Below are 15,756 nucleotides of genomic sequence, written 5' to 3'. Positions count from 1 at the left end.
GCTTAATTATTTACCCTTTGACGACAAACACCTCATCGATTGTTCTACACTCACTCTCGTTCAACTCTCCACCGGCATTACGTGACACGCCGGAGCAATAGCCAAACTTACGCGATACCACGGTTTTGATGGTGGTGACAAAATCTTCGCCGATGGCATAGATGGACATGTAGGTGCCAATCTGGTCCTGAATATCGCGAAGCGCTGCCAGGTCGCCCTGTTTAAACGCTTCCCGCGCGCTGACAAACAGTTCCGGCATGACGTTGTTCAACCCTGAAATAATCCCTGCGCCACCTGCCAACAGGTTGGGTATATAGTATTCGTCGTAGCCGGACAGCACGGCAAAATCCTCCCGCACGGCGCGGGTGGTCTGAATCATACTGCGGGTATGAGACTGGCAGTCGACGGTGTCTTTGATACCAGCGAAATTCGGGAACTCAGCGGCGAGGGAGGCAACCAGCTCTGGGGTTAAATCGCAGCCGGTGCGTGCCGGGAAGTTATAGGCAAACCATTTGCCGCTGAGTTTCTGCCCCAACTGGCGGAAGTAACTCAGCAGCTGTTTCGCCGTTTGTCCGTAGTAGTAGGGCGGCAGGATCATCACGGCATCGTAACCTGAGCGATACGCTTCCTGCGCCATCAACAATACATCATTCTGGCAGGTGGATGAGACGTTGGCGACCATCTTCAGCGAGCTCATGGCGCGGGCCTCGCGGATCAGCAATAGCCTTTCTTCGAGCGTAAAGGAAGCAAATTCCCCGATGCTACCCATCAGCAAAATCACATCGATTTTGGCCTCGGTAAGGCGTTTGAGATGCTGGCTTAGACCGTTGAGATCGATCTTACCGTCATTGTCCATTGGCGTAATGGAAGGACACCAGACGCCAGCAAATTGCGATTGACCAGTCACGTTGTCGACTCCTTATTTGAAATGATGTTTCAAAACCAGCTTACATTGATAGCATGTGTCCCTAAGTTTCATGTGAACCGTGCTCTCATTTTGAGCGACTGGGGTAAAATAAATGTGGTGTAATGGGGGAAATTTATCGGGAGAGGGAACAGATGCGATATCCGGTCGATGTTTTTACGGGCAAAGTTCGGGACTACACGGGAAGCCGTCCCAGCGCGATTGCTAAAGTCCAGATTGACGGTGAGCTGATGCTGACCGAACTGGGGCTGACGGGAGATGAACAGGCGGAAGCGAAAATTCATGGCGGGCCGGATCGCGCGCTGTGTCACTATCCGCGTGAACACTATCAGCACTGGAGACAAGCGTTTCCGGAGCAGGCGGAGCTATTTGTCGCGCCCGCGTTTGGTGAGAACCTCTCTACTGAGGGGCTGACTGAAGAGAATGTGTATATTGGTGACATTTTCCAGTGGGGAGAGGCGTTGATTCAGGTCACGCAGCCGCGCTCGCCGTGCTTTAAGTTGAATTTCCATTTTGGCATCAGCGATATGGCCTGCCAGATGCAGGATGCAGGTAAGACGGGCTGGCTGTGCAGCGTCGTCGCGGCAGGGCTGGTATCTGCAGACGCGCCGTTGATCCTGGCGTCACGCGTGAGCGACGTCAGCGTGCGGGAGGCAATTGCTATCGCCTGGCATATGCCGTTTGATGATTCGCAATATCACCGTTTACTGTCGGCTGCCGGGTTATCAAAAAGTTGGACCAGAACGATGCAAAAGCGTCGTTTAAGCGGCAAGATCGAAGACAATTCCCGCCGTTTGTGGGGGAAATAATTCCCCCTGTCCGTGGAGGCCGGATGAGGCATTACGCCGCCATCCGGCAACACAGAGAGACTCAGGAACGCTTATACAACGGTAACCAAATTACCAGCCGTAAACCACCCAGCGGGCTGTCTTCGGCCTTCACCCAGCCACGATGCTGCTGGATTGCGGTTTCAACAATCGCCAGACCCAGACCTGTTCCGCCAGACTCGCGATCGCGCGCCTCATCGGTACGATAAAACGGACGGAAAATCTGTTCTCTGTCTTCAGGGCTTACACCTGGGCCATCGTCGTCCACGGTGATGGTAATCCCGTCGATATCCACCGCGAAGCCAACTTCAATCTTCGTATGTGAATAGCGCAGGGCATTGCGCACAATGTTTTCCAGCGCACTTTCCAACGCATTTGGGTTACCGTACAGCGGCCACGGACCCGGCGGGAAATTCACCGTGAGCGATTTACCCATCTGCTCAGCTTCAAAGGCGGCGTTATCCAGCACTTCGCCCCACAGCTGATTAGCTTTCACCGTTTCACTGACCAGCGCGTTTTTCTGCTGATTACGTGACATCACCAGCAGGTCGTTGATCATGCTGTCTAGTCGGTGTGCTTCTGTTTCAATGCGCTCCAGCTCTTTGCTCTCACCGCTACGACGGCGCAGCAGAGCGGTGCCCAGTTGCAGACGCGTTAGCGGTGTTCTCAGCTCGTGAGAGATGTCCGACAGCAGACGTTGCTGCGTGGTCATCATCCGTTCCAGCGCCGTCACCATCTGGTTAAAGCTGGCACCTGCCGCCAGAAACTCCTGCGGACCGGCTTCCAGCTCCGGATGTTGACGCAGGTTGCCCTGGGCCACTTCATCCGCCGCGTTTTTCAACTTACGCGCTGGTTTCGCAAGACTCCAGGCAAGCCAGAGCAATAGCGGAGAGCTGACTAACATGGTGACGATCAGCAACAACAGCGGTCGGTCAAACAGCAGGTTGATAAAGTCAGATTGTGAGCTGCTGGCTGGTCGAATGAGATACAGCTGGTAGTTATCTTCACCGTCTCTGACGGAGAAAGGCCCGACCATCTCAACGCGACCGTATTTTTTCTTTTGCGGATGGTCGGCGTTATCGGCCTGACCAATAAAGTTACGAATGATCTGCATTTCATTGCGTTCTGCGCCGATCACGCGTCCTTCCGTCGTAACAAGTAATAACCGCTGTCCTGGCGGCGCCCACTTGTCTATCGCCCGAAACAAGCGACGCCACCACATCAAATCGTTGGGTGGATCGTTCGCCAGTTCAGCTTCAACGTGTTGCTCAATCATTAACCCCTGGCGCTGCTCGCTGTCCAGTAGCTCGGTCATCTGGCGTGAGTCGAGCTTGGGTAACATCAGTACCAACATCAACACCAGTGCCAGCGTCAACCAGAAGATGGCAAAGATGCGCGCGGTTAAGCTCCCTATCATGAAGCGGAAACCATCAGGTAGCCGCGACCACGCAGGGTTTTAAACCACGGGTGTCCGTCTTTACGCTCTGGCAGCTTACGACGCAGGTTCGAGATATGCATATCGATAGCGCGATCGAAAGGTGTCAGGCGTTTACCCAGCACTTCCTGGCTCAGGTGCTCACGCGAAACCACCTGACCGAGATGCTGTGCCAGCAAATAAAGCAGGGTGAATTCGGTGCCGGTTAACTCCAGGATTTGCCCGTCAAAGCTGGCTTCCTGGCGACCCGGATTAAGGCTTAACGCATCTACTACCAGAGTCGGCGAGCCGTTATCGCTGTTCTGCTGCTGTTCGCTCCAGTGTGAGCGACGCAGAATAGCGCGGATGCGCGCGACCAGTTCACGGTCGTTAAACGGTTTGGGTAAATAGTCGTCCGCGCCCAGCTCAAGGCCAAGTACGCGATCCAATTCGCTGCCGCGAGCGGTCAGCATGATTACGGGTGTCTGGTGTGTCTGACGAAGTGCTTTCAGCGTATCAATGCCGTTTTTCTTCGGCATCATGACGTCGAGCAAAAGTAAATCGATGCTGTCATCCAGAAGCTCAAGCGCCTGTTCCCCATCATAGGCAACCAGCACATCGAAACCTTCCATTTCGAGCAACTCCTTTAACAGGGAAGTCAGCTCTCGGTCATCATCAACTAACAGGATTTTATTCATTGTTTACGTACCTCCGAGGCAGAAATTACGTCATCAGGCGTCGCTAATCTATGACTTTACGTTGTTTTACACCCCCTGACGCATGTTTGCAGCCCGAATCGTAAACTGTCTCTCGTTGAATCGCGACAGAAAAGATTTTGGGAGCAAGTGATGGGCAAAGTTAGCGCTGCCGTCATGGCCTCAACGCTGGCACTCAGTACATTTAGCCATGCAGCTGAAGTCGTCACAGGCGATCACTGGCACCTGGGTGAAGGCTCATCGCAACGCAGCGTTCAGAGCCACATGTTTGACGGTATCAGTTTAACCGAACATCAACGTCAACAGATGCGAGATTTAATGCAGCAGGCAAGACACGAACAGCCTCCTGTTAATGTTAGCGAAATGGAGACAATGCATCGCCTTGTCACCGCAGAGAAATTTGATGAAAGCGCAGTGCGCGCTCAGGCAGAAAGAATGGCGCAAGAACAGGTTGCCCGCCAGGTTGAAATAGCCAGGATCCGCAACCAGATGTATCGCCTGTTAACGCCCGAGCAGCAAGCGGTTTTAAATGAGAAACATGAACAACGAATGGAGCAACTGCGCGACGTAGCGCACTGGAAAAAAAGCTCATCGTTGAATTTATTGAGTAGTAGCAACTCACGTTCCCAGTAGTAACCCTGTTTTCCTTGCCATAGACACCATCCCTGTCTTCCCCCACATGATGTGGGGGTTTTTTTTGCCCAAAATTTGTCACTCGGTTATTGCCTGACTGTTTTACTTCATCCGTTATACTAGCGGCATATTCTGGCTGGAGTGTTTATGAATCATACCTATGGGCGGCTAGTGAGCCGGGCGGCAATCGCGGCGACCGTGATGGCATCGCTGTTACTTTTGATCAAAATTTTCGCGTGGTGGTACACCGGATCGGTCAGTATTCTGGCTGCACTGGTGGATTCTCTGGTGGACATCGCGGCGTCGTTAACCAACCTGTTGGTGGTGCGCTATTCGCTGCAACCGGCCGATGATGAACATACGTTCGGACACGGAAAAGCGGAATCACTGGCGGCGCTGGCGCAAAGCATGTTTATTTCCGGTTCGGCGCTGTTTTTATTCCTGACCGGGATTCAGCATCTCATCCAACCGACGCCGATGAAAGATCCCGGCGTTGGGGTGGTTGTCACCATCATTGCGTTAGTGTGTACAATCATTCTGGTCTCGTTTCAGCGCTGGGTAGTGAAGCGTACGCAAAGTCAGGCCGTTCGGGCAGATATGCTTCATTATCAGTCTGATGTTATGATGAACGGTGCGATTCTCATTGCGCTCGGGCTGGCATGGTACGGCTGGCATCGTGCGGATGCCTTGTTTGCGCTCGGGATTGGCATCTATATTTTATATAGCGCATTACGCATGGGGTATGAGGCAGTGCAATCTTTGCTGGATCGCGCTTTACCCGATGAGGAACGTCAGGAAATTATTGATATCGTGACATCATGGCCTGGGGTCAGCGGCGCTCACGATCTTCGCACGCGGCAGTCAGGGCCGACCCGTTTTATTCAGATTCATTTGGAAATGGAAGATAATCTGCCGCTCGTTCAGGCGCATTTAGTGGCTGAACAGGTTGAGCAGGCAATTTTACGGCGTTTCCCGGGATCGGATGTCATCATTCATCAGGATCCCTGTTCAGTCGTACCCAAGGAAGGCAAGGTGTTTGAGCTTTCATAATTCGTTGTAAAAAGTGAACCGGGCCAGCATTTTGTGTATAAATTACCACCATTTGGCCTGACCTGAATCAATTCAGCAGGAAGTGATTGTTATACTATCTGCATATTCGTTGGATCGTTTCGATATGCGGAATCGACTTCCGGCAGCAGATTTCATTTTGCATTCCAAAGTTCAGAGGTAGTCATGATTAAGAAAATCGGTGTGTTGACAAGCGGCGGTGATGCGCCGGGCATGAACGCAGCAATCCGTGGTGTTGTACGTGCAGCGTTGACGGAAGGGCTGGAAGTCATGGGGATCCATGATGGCTACCTGGGTTTGTATGAAGACCGTATGGTCCAGCTTGACCGCTACAGCGTGTCCGACATGATCAACCGTGGCGGTACTTTCCTCGGTTCAGCTCGCTTCCCGGAATTCCGCGACGAAAACGTGCGTGCGGTGGCTATCGAAAACCTGAAAAAGCGTGGCATTGATGCGCTGGTTGTTATCGGCGGTGACGGTTCTTACATGGGTGCGAAACGCCTGACTGAAATGGGCTTCCCATGCATCGGTCTGCCGGGCACTATCGACAACGATATCAAGGGCACCGACTACACCATCGGTTACTTCACCGCTCTGGGTACTGTAGTAGAAGCGATTGACCGTCTGCGTGATACCTCTTCTTCTCACCAGCGTATTTCCATCGTTGAAGTGATGGGCCGCTACTGTGGCGATCTGACCCTGGCGGCTGCAATTGCCGGTGGTTGTGAGTTCGTAGTGGTTCCGGAAGTGGAATTCAGTCGCGACGATTTGGTTGCTGAAATCAAAGCGGGCATCGCGAAAGGTAAAAAACACGCAATTGTAGCGATCACTGAACACATGTGTGACGTTGACGAACTGGCGCATTACATCGAGAAGGAAACGGGCCGCGAAACGCGTTCGACCGTGCTGGGTCACATTCAGCGTGGTGGTTCCCCGGTTCCTTACGATCGTATTCTGGCATCCCGTATGGGCGCATATGCTATTGAACTGCTGCTGGCAGGTCATGGCGGCCGCTGTGTCGGTATTCAGAACGAGCAACTGGTTCACCACGATATCATCGATGCTATCGAGAACATGAAGCGTCCGTTCAAAGGTGACTGGCTGGACTGCGCGAAAAAACTGTACTGATTGTTTTTTGTTGCCCGGTGGCGCTTCGCTTACCGGGCCTACAGCGTGTACTCTTGTAGGCCGGATAAGGCGTAAGTCGTCATCCGGCACAACCTTCCTCATTTATTCCCCGAAGTTATAGCAAATCTTTTTTTATTCTTTAATGTTTGGATGCCTTTCTGGCACGCTTTGCTCATCACAACATCACATAAGAGAGCTGGGCGATGAACAAATGGGGCGTAGGGTTAACATTATTGCTGGCATCAACCAGCGTTCTGGCAAAGGATATTCAGTTACTTAACGTATCGTACGATCCAACACGTGAACTGTACGAGCAGTACAATAAAGCCTTCAGCGCGCACTGGAAGCAGGAAACGGGCGATAACGTCGTGATCCGCCAGTCGCACGGCGGCTCTGGTAAACAGGCGACCTCTGTCATCAACGGTATTGAAGCCGATGTGGTGACGTTGGCACTGGCATATGACGTGGATGCCATTGCTGAACGTGGTCGAATTGATAAAAACTGGATTAAGCGCTTGCCGGATAACTCTGCGCCTTACACCTCCACCATCGTGTTCCTGGTCCGCAAAGGCAACCCCAAACAAATTCATGACTGGAACGATTTGATCAAACCCGGCGTGTCAGTGATTACACCAAACCCGAAAAGCTCAGGCGGCGCACGCTGGAACTATCTGGCGGCATGGGGCTATGCCCTGCACCACAACAACAACGATCAGGCCAAAGCGCAGGACTTCGTCAAGGCCCTGTATAAAAACGTTGAAGTGCTGGATTCCGGTGCACGTGGCTCAACCAATACTTTCGTTGAGCGTGGTATCGGTGATGTGCTGATCGCCTGGGAAAACGAAGCGCTGCTGGCAACGAACGAGCTGGGTAAAGACAAATTCGAGATAGTGACGCCGAGTGAATCTATTCTCGCGGAGCCGACCGTTTCCGTGGTCGATAAAGTGGTGGAAAAGAAAGACACCAAAGCGGTGGCGGAAGCTTATCTGAAGTATCTCTACTCTCCGGAAGGCCAGGAAATTGCAGCGAAAAACTACTATCGTCCACGTGATACAGACGTTGCGAAGAAATACGAAAATGCATTTCCGAAGCTGAAGCTGTTCACCATCGACGAAGAGTTTGGCGGCTGGACAAAAGCGCAGAAAGAGCACTTCTCTAATGGCGGTACGTTCGACCAGATCAGCAAACGCTAAATAAGTCTGTGATTTACCGACCCGGTGGCCTAACGCGACCGGGTTTTTTATTTGTCATGGTTTTGCGTTACTCTTGCCCTTCAATGGGATACAGGAAACGCGTAATGAAAAAAGCAGGCTATCTTTTACTGGCGGTGATTGTGGTCGCCGCCGCTGCAGGCATCGGGTACTGGAAATTCACCGGCAACCCGGACGCATTACGCCAGATCGTCCTTCAACAATGCTTACCGCACCAGTTGCAGCAGCAGGATCCTGCACCATGCGCAGAAGTGAAGACGGATGCCGGATATGTGGTGTTCAAAGACCGTAACGGCCCTTTGCAATATTTGTTGATGCCCACTTATCGCATTAACGGTACGGAAAGCCCACTGCTGTTGAAATCAGGCACGCCGAACTTTTTCTGGCTGGCCTGGCAGGCGCGTAGCTTTATGAGCCAAAAATACGGCCAGGAAATCCCTGACAAAGCAGTCTCTCTGACCATTAACTCACGTAGCGGGCGTACTCAAAATCACCTGCATATTCATATCTCCTGCCTGCGAACCGATGTCAGAAAACAGCTGGATGACAACCTGGCGAAAATCAGCACCCGCTGGCTACCTCTACCAGGTGGGCTGCGCGGTCATGAATATCTGGCGCGTCGCGTCACGGAAAATGAACTGGCACAACGCAGCCCATTTATGATGCTGGCAGAAGAGGTGCCGGATGCACGTGAGCATATGGGCAGCTATGCGTTGGCGATGGTGCGTCAGAGCGATGAATCCTTTGTTCTGCTGGCTACTCAGCGCAATCTGCTGGCGCTGAATCTCGCCTCCGCTGAGGAAATTCAGGATCATCAATGTGATATTCTGCGTTAACCCCACCTAATCTGGCGTTTACTCCGCATGCCTGTCCCCGTATTCTTGTTGAAAAAAACAACAGGAGACAGGCATGTCGCTCTGGCTTACACACCCTCTGTTTATCCCCTCTCTGGTGGTTGGCATCACCATTCTGCTCTGGGCTACGTCGCTGCTGCCGGAGTTTATAACGGCGCTGCTGTTCTTTGCCGTGGCGATGGTCGCCAAAATCGCGCCACCGGATGTGATCTTTGGCGGCTTTGCGTCCTCCGCATTCTGGTTGGTGTTTAGCGGCTTTGTGCTGGGTATCGCGATTCGTAAAACGGGGCTGGCGGACAGGGCGGCGAGGGCGCTGTCATCACGGTTGACCGACTCCTGGCCGTTAATGGTGGCGAGTGTGGTGCTGTTGAGTTACGCGCTGGCGTTTGTAATGCCATCCAACATGGGCCGCATTGCGCTGCTGATGCCGATTGTCGCAGCGATGGCGAAACGAGCTGGAATTAACGATGGTACGCGCGCCTGGTATGGTCTGGCACTGGCCGTTGGGTTTGGGACATTCCAGCTTTCTGCGACGATTTTACCCGCAAACGTACCGAATCTGGTGATGAGCGGCGCGGCGGAAGGCTCTTACGGCATCCACCTCAATTATCTTCCCTATTTGCTGCTGCATACGCCGGTTCTGGGTTGGCTTAAAGGCGCGGTTCTCATCGTGCTTATCTGCTGGCTGTTCCCTGGCAAGCCCCATGCGCCACGCGATCTCACGCCGTCGGAACCGATGAGTGGAGATGAAAAACGTCTGGCCTGGATGTTAGCGGTGGTGTTGCTTCTTTGGGTAAGCGAAAGCTGGCACGGCATTGGCCCCGCGTGGACCGGGCTGGCGGCGGCAGTTATCACATTGCTCCCACGGGTTGGCTTTATCAATGGCGACGAGTTTTCCACTGGGGTCAACATTCGTACTTGTATTTATGTGGCGGGTATTCTGGGACTGGCGATCACCGTCACGCAGACAGGTATTGGTAGCGCCGTTGGCGAAGCGCTGTTACAGGTGATGCCGCTGGATGCGGAAAAGCCGTTTACCAGTTTCCTCGCGCTGACCGGTATTACCACGGCGCTTAATTTTATTATGACGGCGAACGGTGTTCCGGCGCTGTATACCACGTTGGCGCAAAGCTTTGCCGATGCGACGGGATTCCCGCTGCTGTCGGTGATTATGATCCAGGTGCTGGGTTATTCCACACCACTGTTGCCGTATCAGGCTTCACCGATCGTGGTGGCGATGGCGCTCGGGAAAGTACCTGCAAGGGCAGGGATGCTGTTGTGTATCGCACTGGCGGCGGCAACGTATTTGATTCTTCTGCCGCTGGATTACGCCTGGTTTACGGTGTTGGGAAAACTGTAGCTGTATCAAAATGTTAATTTTATGTTTTGTGAGTGAGTGAATTGTATTATGCGCGGCAATATCGGTTAATGCCTGAGCGCAGATTTGCGCACTGGAAACTCAAGGATTGATTCATGGACAGTTTGACCCCCATCCGCCGCTGGCCTGCCATCATCTCGCTTGTGATTACGCTGACCATCTGGTTTGTTATCCCGTGTCCTCCTGACGTAACCCCGCAAGCATGGCACCTGCTGGCACTGTTTATTGGTACGATCGCCGCGATTATCGGTAAAGCTATGCCCATTGGTGCAATTGCGATTGTGGCGATTATGCTGGTGGCGATGACAGGCGTTACTAACCCAGGCAAACCCTCGGCGGCATTGAACGATGCATTGAGTGGTTTTTCTAACCAGCTAATCTGGCTGATTGGTTTATCCATTATGCTGTCGCAAAGTCTGTTAAAGACCGGCCTGGGCGCGCGTATTGGCTACGGGTTTATTGCGCTATTTGGTAAAAGAACGCTGGGTATTGCGTGGGCATTAACCCTTGCGGAAACGCTAATTGCACCCGTAACGCCAAGCAATACCGCGCGTGGTGGTGGCATTATCCACCCGGTAATGCGGGCGATTGCGGAGAGCCTCGGCTCGCAGCCAGGCCATGCCGAGAATGGCTCAACGGGCCGTTATCTCGCGCTGGTGAACTACAACATTAACCCGATCAGCTCGGCAATGTTCATCACCGCGACCGCACCTAATCCGTTAATCGTCAGTTTTTTGACAAAGGGGACGGATGGCGTGCTGAACATGACCTGGGGAATGTGGGCTATTGCGGCGCTTCTTCCCGCACTGGTGTCATTGGTTGTCATGCCAATTGTAATCTGGTGGCTCTATCCGCCAGCTATCACGCGCACGCCAAATGCGCCGCAGTTTGCGCGGCAAAAACTGGATGCGCTGGGTCCACTTTCTTTGGCAGAGAAAATCACCCTGGGGGTGTTCATTTTGCTGCTCTGTCTATGGGCGGGTGTTCCAGCAATGCTGATGGGCAGTGCCTGGAGCGTAAACCCCACTAGCGCCGCGTTAATTGGATTGTCGATTCTATTGATGGCGGGTGTATTGAGCTGGGATGACATTCTTAAATGCCGCGGGGCATGGGATACGATAGTCTGGTTTGCCGCGCTGGTGATGATGGCGGATTTTCTCAGCAAACTGGGATTGGTGGGATGGCTGGCAACCAGCGTGGGTAGCGCAATCGACCATCTTGGCGTGCACTGGAGTGTTGCGACGCTGCTGTTAATCCTGCTTTACGTCTACTCGCACTACTTTTTCGCCAGCACAACTGCGCATATTACGGCTATGTTCGCTGCGTTCTTCGCCGCAGGCTTAGGCCTCGGCGCGCCGCCAGCGCTGCTTGGTTTAATGCTCGGTTTCTCCTCCTCCTTGATGATGTCGCTCACGCACTATGGCACGGGTACTGCGCCTATTATCTTTGGTTCGGGCTATGTCACGTTGGCGGAGTGGTGGAAAACGGGGCTGGTGATGAGTGTGGTCAACCTGACCATTTGGGGTGTGACCGGCGCCTTCTGGTGGCACTGGTTGGGATACTGGTAGTTAATACAGCGGGAGGAGGGCTCCTCCCGCCTTAACAACTTAAGCCTGTTTAGCGGCTTCTGCTGCTTTAACGATGACTGCGAAGGCGTCTGCTTTCAGAGAAGCACCACCAACCAGCGCACCGTCGATGTCCGGCTGAGCGAACAGTTCTGCCGCGTTAGCTGCGTTTACAGAACCGCCGTACTGGATGATAACTTGCTCAGCGATTTTCGCGTCAGCTTTAGCAATGTGGTCACGAATAAATTTGTGAACAGCCTGAGCCTGAGCAGGAGTTGCAGATTTGCCGGTACCGATAGCCCATACTGGTTCGTAAGCGATAACGACGCCTTCGAATGCTGCTGCGCCCTGAGTTTTCAGAACCGCGTCGATCTGACGTGCACAAACTTCTTCAGTTTTGCCCGCTTCGTTTTCTGCTTCGGTTTCACCGATGCACAGAACTGGAGTCAGACCCTGCTCTTTCAGCACGGCGAATTTTTTAGCGATCAGCTCGTCAGATTCTTTGTGGTAAGTACGACGCTCAGAGTGACCGATAATGATGTACTGCGCGCCGATGTCTTTCAGCATTTCAGCACTTGTTTCACCAGTGAATGCGCCAGACAGGTTCAGGTCAACGTTCTGCGCGCCCAGAATGATGTGGCTACCGGCAGCGGCGTGTTTCGCCAGGTCGATATACATTTCCGGTGGAGCAATCGCTACTGCACAGCCAGCAACGCCAGCCAGTTCTTTACGCAGATTAGCAACCAGTTCGTTTACCATGTGGCGGCTGCCGTTCAGTTTCCAGTTACCCATCACTAAAGGATGTCGCATTTCATTTCTCCACGCTTGTCAGCGAATTAAGGAATATGGCCGCCCGTGAGGGCAGCATGGTCTGTGAAACAGTATAGAGATTCATCCCCTGAAAGGCTTTGCTTTTTGTCATCAATTCGCCTTCTCAAGACTTTCTGATAGTGCCAGCTTAATCGGTTCAACAGCGAAGGTCAGTCCTTTTTCACCGTTGTCAGCAACAACATAGCGAATTGCGCCTTCTGTTTCAGCGTAATAGCGCTTACCTTTGCCTGCGGCGAGCAGTTTTTGCAGCTTTTTCTGGCTCTGTTCCTTCGTCAGTAGCGGTGCGACGGTGCGGATGACGGCGGTCATGTATTCCAGCGCTTTCACTTTGGCTGCCTTTTGTTCTGGCCCCTGAATGGGTAACCAGGTTATCTGCATGCTTTTGATTTTAAGGGTGCCGCGTTCAAGAGCGGAAGACGCATACAGGTTTTCATTGATTTTACTGGCTGCGCGGGTGAGATTTGCTCGATCGCGACTGCTGTCGATGGCACGGAACTCATTCAGAATAAGCTTCGGATTCTGCGTATTAAAGTTTTCACGAAACTGGCTAATCGACAGGTCAAAGGTCGGCGCGCCCGCCAGTAAATAGGGGGCCGTGGTTGCCGTCGATGGCTCTTCCGCCAGTACCGAAGTGCTCGCGGTTAAGGCTGAAAACAATAATAAAAACAGTGTAAATCCTTGCTTCATCAATCGTACCTTTCATTCTCATTGCTCACGATTAAAACGGTAACTGTCGAGCTTGTCAAAAGGGTAAACTGTTCTGGAAGGTAATAATAAAGGAACTTACATGACCATACAGCAGTGGTTATTCTCATTTAAAGGGCGCATCGGGCGCCGTGATTTCTGGATTTGGATTGGCCTATGGATCGTCAGCATGCTGGTTCTGTTTTCGCTGGCGAGCAAACAATTACTCGATATTCAGACCGCTGCTTTTTGTCTGGTGTGTCTGCTATGGCCAACGGCGGCAGTGACGGTAAAACGTCTGCATGACCGGGGGCGCTCCGGAGCGTGGGCGCTGTTGATGATCCTGGCGTGGATGCTGCTGGCCGGAAATTGGGCGATATTACCCGGCGTCTGGCAATGGGCGGTAGGCCGCTTTGTTCCAACGTTGATTCTGGTTGGTATGCTTATCGATCTGGGGGCGTTCATTGGCACCCAGGACGCAAATAAATATGGTAAGGATACGCAGGACGTAAAGTACAGAGCTGACTCGTAGGCCGGATAAGCGCCATCCAGCAAAATGCCCGGGTGTTTACCGGGCATTAAAACGTTCTTACCAGTAGTGCTCTGCGGTCATATGGCCCGGTCGACGGCGCAGGTGTTTGGTCATTTGCCGGGTCTCTTTCAGCAACTGCTGCGTGTCGCGTACCATTTGCGGGTTTCCGCACAGCATCACATGGCTGGTTTCTTTATCCATTGGCAACCCGACTGCTTTTTCTAGCTCACCGCTTTCAATCAACGCCGGTACACGTCCGGTCAGCGAATCTGCGGCTGTTTCACGGCTGACAACCGTCTGGATGCGTAATTTACCTTCGTAGCGTTTTTCCAACGCCTGCATCAACGGTAGATAGCTCAAATCGGCGGCATAGCGCGCGGCGTGGACCAGCACCAGATTTTTAAAGCGATCCAGGTCCTTGCCTAACTGCAGAATCGACAAATATGGGCCGATAGCCGTGCCGGTCGCCAGCATCCATAGCGTTTCGCAATCGGGGACTTCATCCAGCACGAAGAAACCAGCAGCTTCACTCACCACCTGCACTTCATCGCCTGGCTTCAGTGCTGCCAGACGAGGGCTGAGTTTGCCGTCGGGAACCGTCACCAGATAAAACTCTAAATCGGGGTTATCAGGGGCATTTACGTAAGAATAGGCGCGCTGGACGCGTTCGCCGTCGATCTCAAGGCCAAGTTTAGTGAACTGACCTGCAGTGAAAGGAAGAACTGGAGCTCGCACGGTCAAACTAAACAGGGCATCGGTCCAGTTTTGCACCTTTGTGACTTTGCCTGTTACCCAATCTGCCATGGTTTTCTCCTGTCTGCTTTGATTGCCTTATCTTCGTTCGTTGGACGAAAGATTTCCAGCCCATATGGGCTGGAAGGCTCTATTGATCAAATCAATTACAGGATGTGCGCCTGCACATCGGGATCTTTACGATCGAGGTAGTGAATCGACTGAATGCGACGGATCGTACGTGATTTGCCGCGGATCAGCAGCGTTTCGGTGGTCGCGATATTACCTTTACGGCTAATCCCTTCCAGCAAATCGCCTTTGGTGATGCCGGTGGCGGAGAAAATGACGTTGTCGCTACGCGCCATTTCATCGAGGCGCAGCGCTTTGCCCGCTTCAATGCCCATGGCGGCGCAACGAGCCAGTTCTTGTTCGCCAATGCGACGGTTTTCTTCGCTGTCGCCTTTGACGTCATGACGCGCCAGCAAACGGCCCTGCATGTCGCCGTCCAGCGCGCGGATCACAGCTGCGGAAACCACACCTTCAGGTGCGCCGCCAATGCCGTACAGCACGTCAACTTCACTGTCTGGCATGCAGGTCAGAATGGAGGCCGCAACGTCGCCGTCTGGAATAGCGAAGACGCGCACGCCCAGTTTTTGCATTTCGGCGATCGTTTCATCATGGCGTGGTTTGGCCAGAATGGTTACGGTCAGCTCACTCAGCGGTTTATTGAGTGCCGCGGCAACGTTATGCAGGTTGGCTTCCAGCGACAGGTTCAGGTCGATAGACCCTTTTGCGCCTGGGCCGACAATCAGCTTTTCCATGTACATATCTGGCGCATTCAGGAAGCAGCCTTTATCGCCCACAGCCAGTACGGCCAGCGCGTTTGCCTGACCCATTGCCGTCATGCGTGTGCCTTCAATAGGATCGACGGCGATGTCGACCGCATCACCAAGACCGGTCCCGACTTTTTCACCGATAAACAGCATCGGCGCTTCATCAATCTCACCCTCGCCAATCACGATGGTGCCGTCGATGTTGACCTGGTTGAGCATAATACGCATGGCGTTCACCGCCGCGCCGTCAGCGGTATTTTTATCGCCGCGGCCCAGCCATTTATAGCCAGCCAGGGCGGCCGCTTCGGTCACGCGTGAAAATTCAATGGCAAGTTCTCGTCTCATTGCAAACTCGTAGCTGAAAGGAATGGCGCGAAGTGTAGCACAGGGGAGGGGGCGAGATTATTGATGTGTGTGCGGGGTTG

The 15,756-nt window shown here is 53.0% G+C and carries 16 protein-coding genes; 9 read left to right on the top strand and 7 right to left on the bottom strand.

Annotated elements, in window-relative coordinates; all coding sequences use genetic code 11:
- Nucleotides 1-10: 10 nt before the first annotated feature.
- Nucleotides 11-907: a dihydrodipicolinate synthase family protein gene (locus GUC46_RS22970; protein WP_048234205.1), complete on the bottom strand. Its 897-nt coding sequence runs from the start codon at nt 905-907 to the stop codon at nt 11-13.
- A gap of 152 nt (nt 908-1,059) precedes the next feature.
- On the opposite strand from GUC46_RS22970, the gene yiiM reads away from it, so the two are divergent.
- Nucleotides 1,060-1,734 carry a 6-hydroxyaminopurine reductase gene (gene yiiM, locus GUC46_RS22965; RefSeq protein WP_003028749.1) on the top strand — a complete coding sequence of 225 codons (675 nt, stop codon included), beginning with the start codon at nt 1,060-1,062 and terminating at the stop codon, nt 1,732-1,734.
- 61 nt (nt 1,735-1,795) lie between these two features.
- Here yiiM and cpxA read toward each other — a convergent pair whose 3' ends face one another.
- Both cpxA and cpxR read right to left on the bottom strand, forming a co-directional pair.
- Nucleotides 1,796-3,169, bottom strand: coding sequence for an envelope stress sensor histidine kinase CpxA (gene cpxA, locus GUC46_RS22960; protein ID WP_003840485.1), 1,374 nt, complete (start codon nt 3,167-3,169; stop codon nt 1,796-1,798).
- Nucleotides 3,166-3,864 (bottom strand): envelope stress response regulator transcription factor CpxR, encoded by a 699-nt coding sequence (gene cpxR / locus GUC46_RS22955; protein WP_130715380.1) that lies wholly within the window; start codon nt 3,862-3,864, stop codon nt 3,166-3,168. The genes cpxA and cpxR overlap by 4 nt, the downstream gene beginning before the upstream one ends.
- Before the next feature lie 150 nt (nt 3,865-4,014).
- Here cpxR and cpxP point away from each other — a divergent pair, with 150 nt between their 5' ends.
- The 7 genes from cpxP (at nt 4,015) to GUC46_RS22920 (ending at nt 11,722) form a co-directional block, all read left to right on the top strand.
- Nucleotides 4,015-4,515 carry a cell-envelope stress modulator CpxP gene (gene cpxP / locus GUC46_RS22950; protein ID WP_003028767.1) on the top strand — a complete coding sequence of 167 codons (501 nt, stop codon included), beginning with the start codon at nt 4,015-4,017 and terminating at the stop codon, nt 4,513-4,515.
- A 147-nt stretch (nt 4,516-4,662) separates the two neighbouring features.
- Nucleotides 4,663-5,565 (top strand): CDF family cation-efflux transporter FieF, encoded by a 903-nt coding sequence (gene fieF, locus GUC46_RS22945; protein ID WP_003028775.1) that lies wholly within the window; start codon nt 4,663-4,665, stop codon nt 5,563-5,565.
- A gap of 183 nt (nt 5,566-5,748) precedes the next feature.
- Nucleotides 5,749-6,711 (top strand): 6-phosphofructokinase, encoded by a 963-nt coding sequence (gene pfkA / locus GUC46_RS22940; RefSeq protein ID WP_003028778.1) that lies wholly within the window; start codon nt 5,749-5,751, stop codon nt 6,709-6,711.
- Nucleotides 6,712-6,914: 203 nt separating this feature from the next.
- Entirely contained in the window at nt 6,915-7,904 is a 990-nt protein-coding gene (gene sbp / locus GUC46_RS22935; RefSeq protein ID WP_003840489.1) for a sulfate/thiosulfate ABC transporter substrate-binding protein Sbp, read from the top strand.
- 104 nt (nt 7,905-8,008) lie between these two features.
- Nucleotides 8,009-8,758, top strand: coding sequence for a CDP-diacylglycerol diphosphatase (locus GUC46_RS22930; protein WP_016151272.1), 750 nt, complete (start codon nt 8,009-8,011; stop codon nt 8,756-8,758).
- Between the two features lie 73 nt (nt 8,759-8,831).
- Complete coding sequence (locus tag GUC46_RS22925) at nt 8,832-10,136, top strand: SLC13 family permease (protein WP_003840496.1); 1,305 nt, start codon at nt 8,832-8,834, stop codon at nt 10,134-10,136.
- A 113-nt stretch (nt 10,137-10,249) separates the two neighbouring features.
- Nucleotides 10,250-11,722 (top strand): DASS family sodium-coupled anion symporter, encoded by a 1,473-nt coding sequence (locus tag GUC46_RS22920; RefSeq protein WP_016151273.1) that lies wholly within the window; start codon nt 10,250-10,252, stop codon nt 11,720-11,722.
- A gap of 39 nt (nt 11,723-11,761) precedes the next feature.
- On the opposite strand, the gene tpiA is transcribed toward GUC46_RS22920, so the two are convergent.
- On the bottom strand, nt 11,762-12,529 hold the full coding sequence (gene tpiA, locus GUC46_RS22915) for a triose-phosphate isomerase (RefSeq protein WP_003028783.1): 768 nt from the start codon (nt 12,527-12,529) through the stop codon (nt 11,762-11,764).
- Nucleotides 12,530-12,640: 111 nt separating this feature from the next.
- A complete protein-coding gene (locus tag GUC46_RS22910; RefSeq protein WP_149911781.1) occupies nt 12,641-13,237 on the bottom strand; it encodes a YiiQ family protein in 597 nt (198 codons plus the stop codon).
- 100 nt (nt 13,238-13,337) lie between these two features.
- On the opposite strand from GUC46_RS22910, the gene GUC46_RS22905 reads away from it, so the two are divergent.
- Nucleotides 13,338-13,766, top strand: a complete 429-nt coding sequence (locus GUC46_RS22905) for a DUF805 domain-containing protein (RefSeq protein WP_003840502.1) — start codon at nt 13,338-13,340, stop codon at nt 13,764-13,766.
- A gap of 57 nt (nt 13,767-13,823) precedes the next feature.
- Here the strand turns inward: GUC46_RS22905 and fpr are convergent, their stop codons facing one another.
- Together fpr and glpX are read right to left on the bottom strand one after the other, a co-directional pair.
- Complete coding sequence (fpr, locus tag GUC46_RS22900; RefSeq protein WP_003840504.1) at nt 13,824-14,570, bottom strand: ferredoxin--NADP(+) reductase; 747 nt, start codon at nt 14,568-14,570, stop codon at nt 13,824-13,826.
- A gap of 95 nt (nt 14,571-14,665) precedes the next feature.
- A complete protein-coding gene (gene glpX, locus GUC46_RS22895) occupies nt 14,666-15,676 on the bottom strand; it encodes a class II fructose-bisphosphatase (protein ID WP_003840506.1) in 1,011 nt (336 codons plus the stop codon).
- Nucleotides 15,677-15,756: the final 80 nt, after the last annotated feature.

Source organism: Citrobacter sp. LUTT5 (assembly GCF_009905315.1).
Lineage (GTDB): Bacteria > Pseudomonadota > Gammaproteobacteria > Enterobacterales > Enterobacteriaceae > Citrobacter > Citrobacter freundii.
The sequence above is the reverse complement of the archived record's forward strand: the minus strand, read 5'-3'. Positions and strand labels throughout refer to the sequence as shown.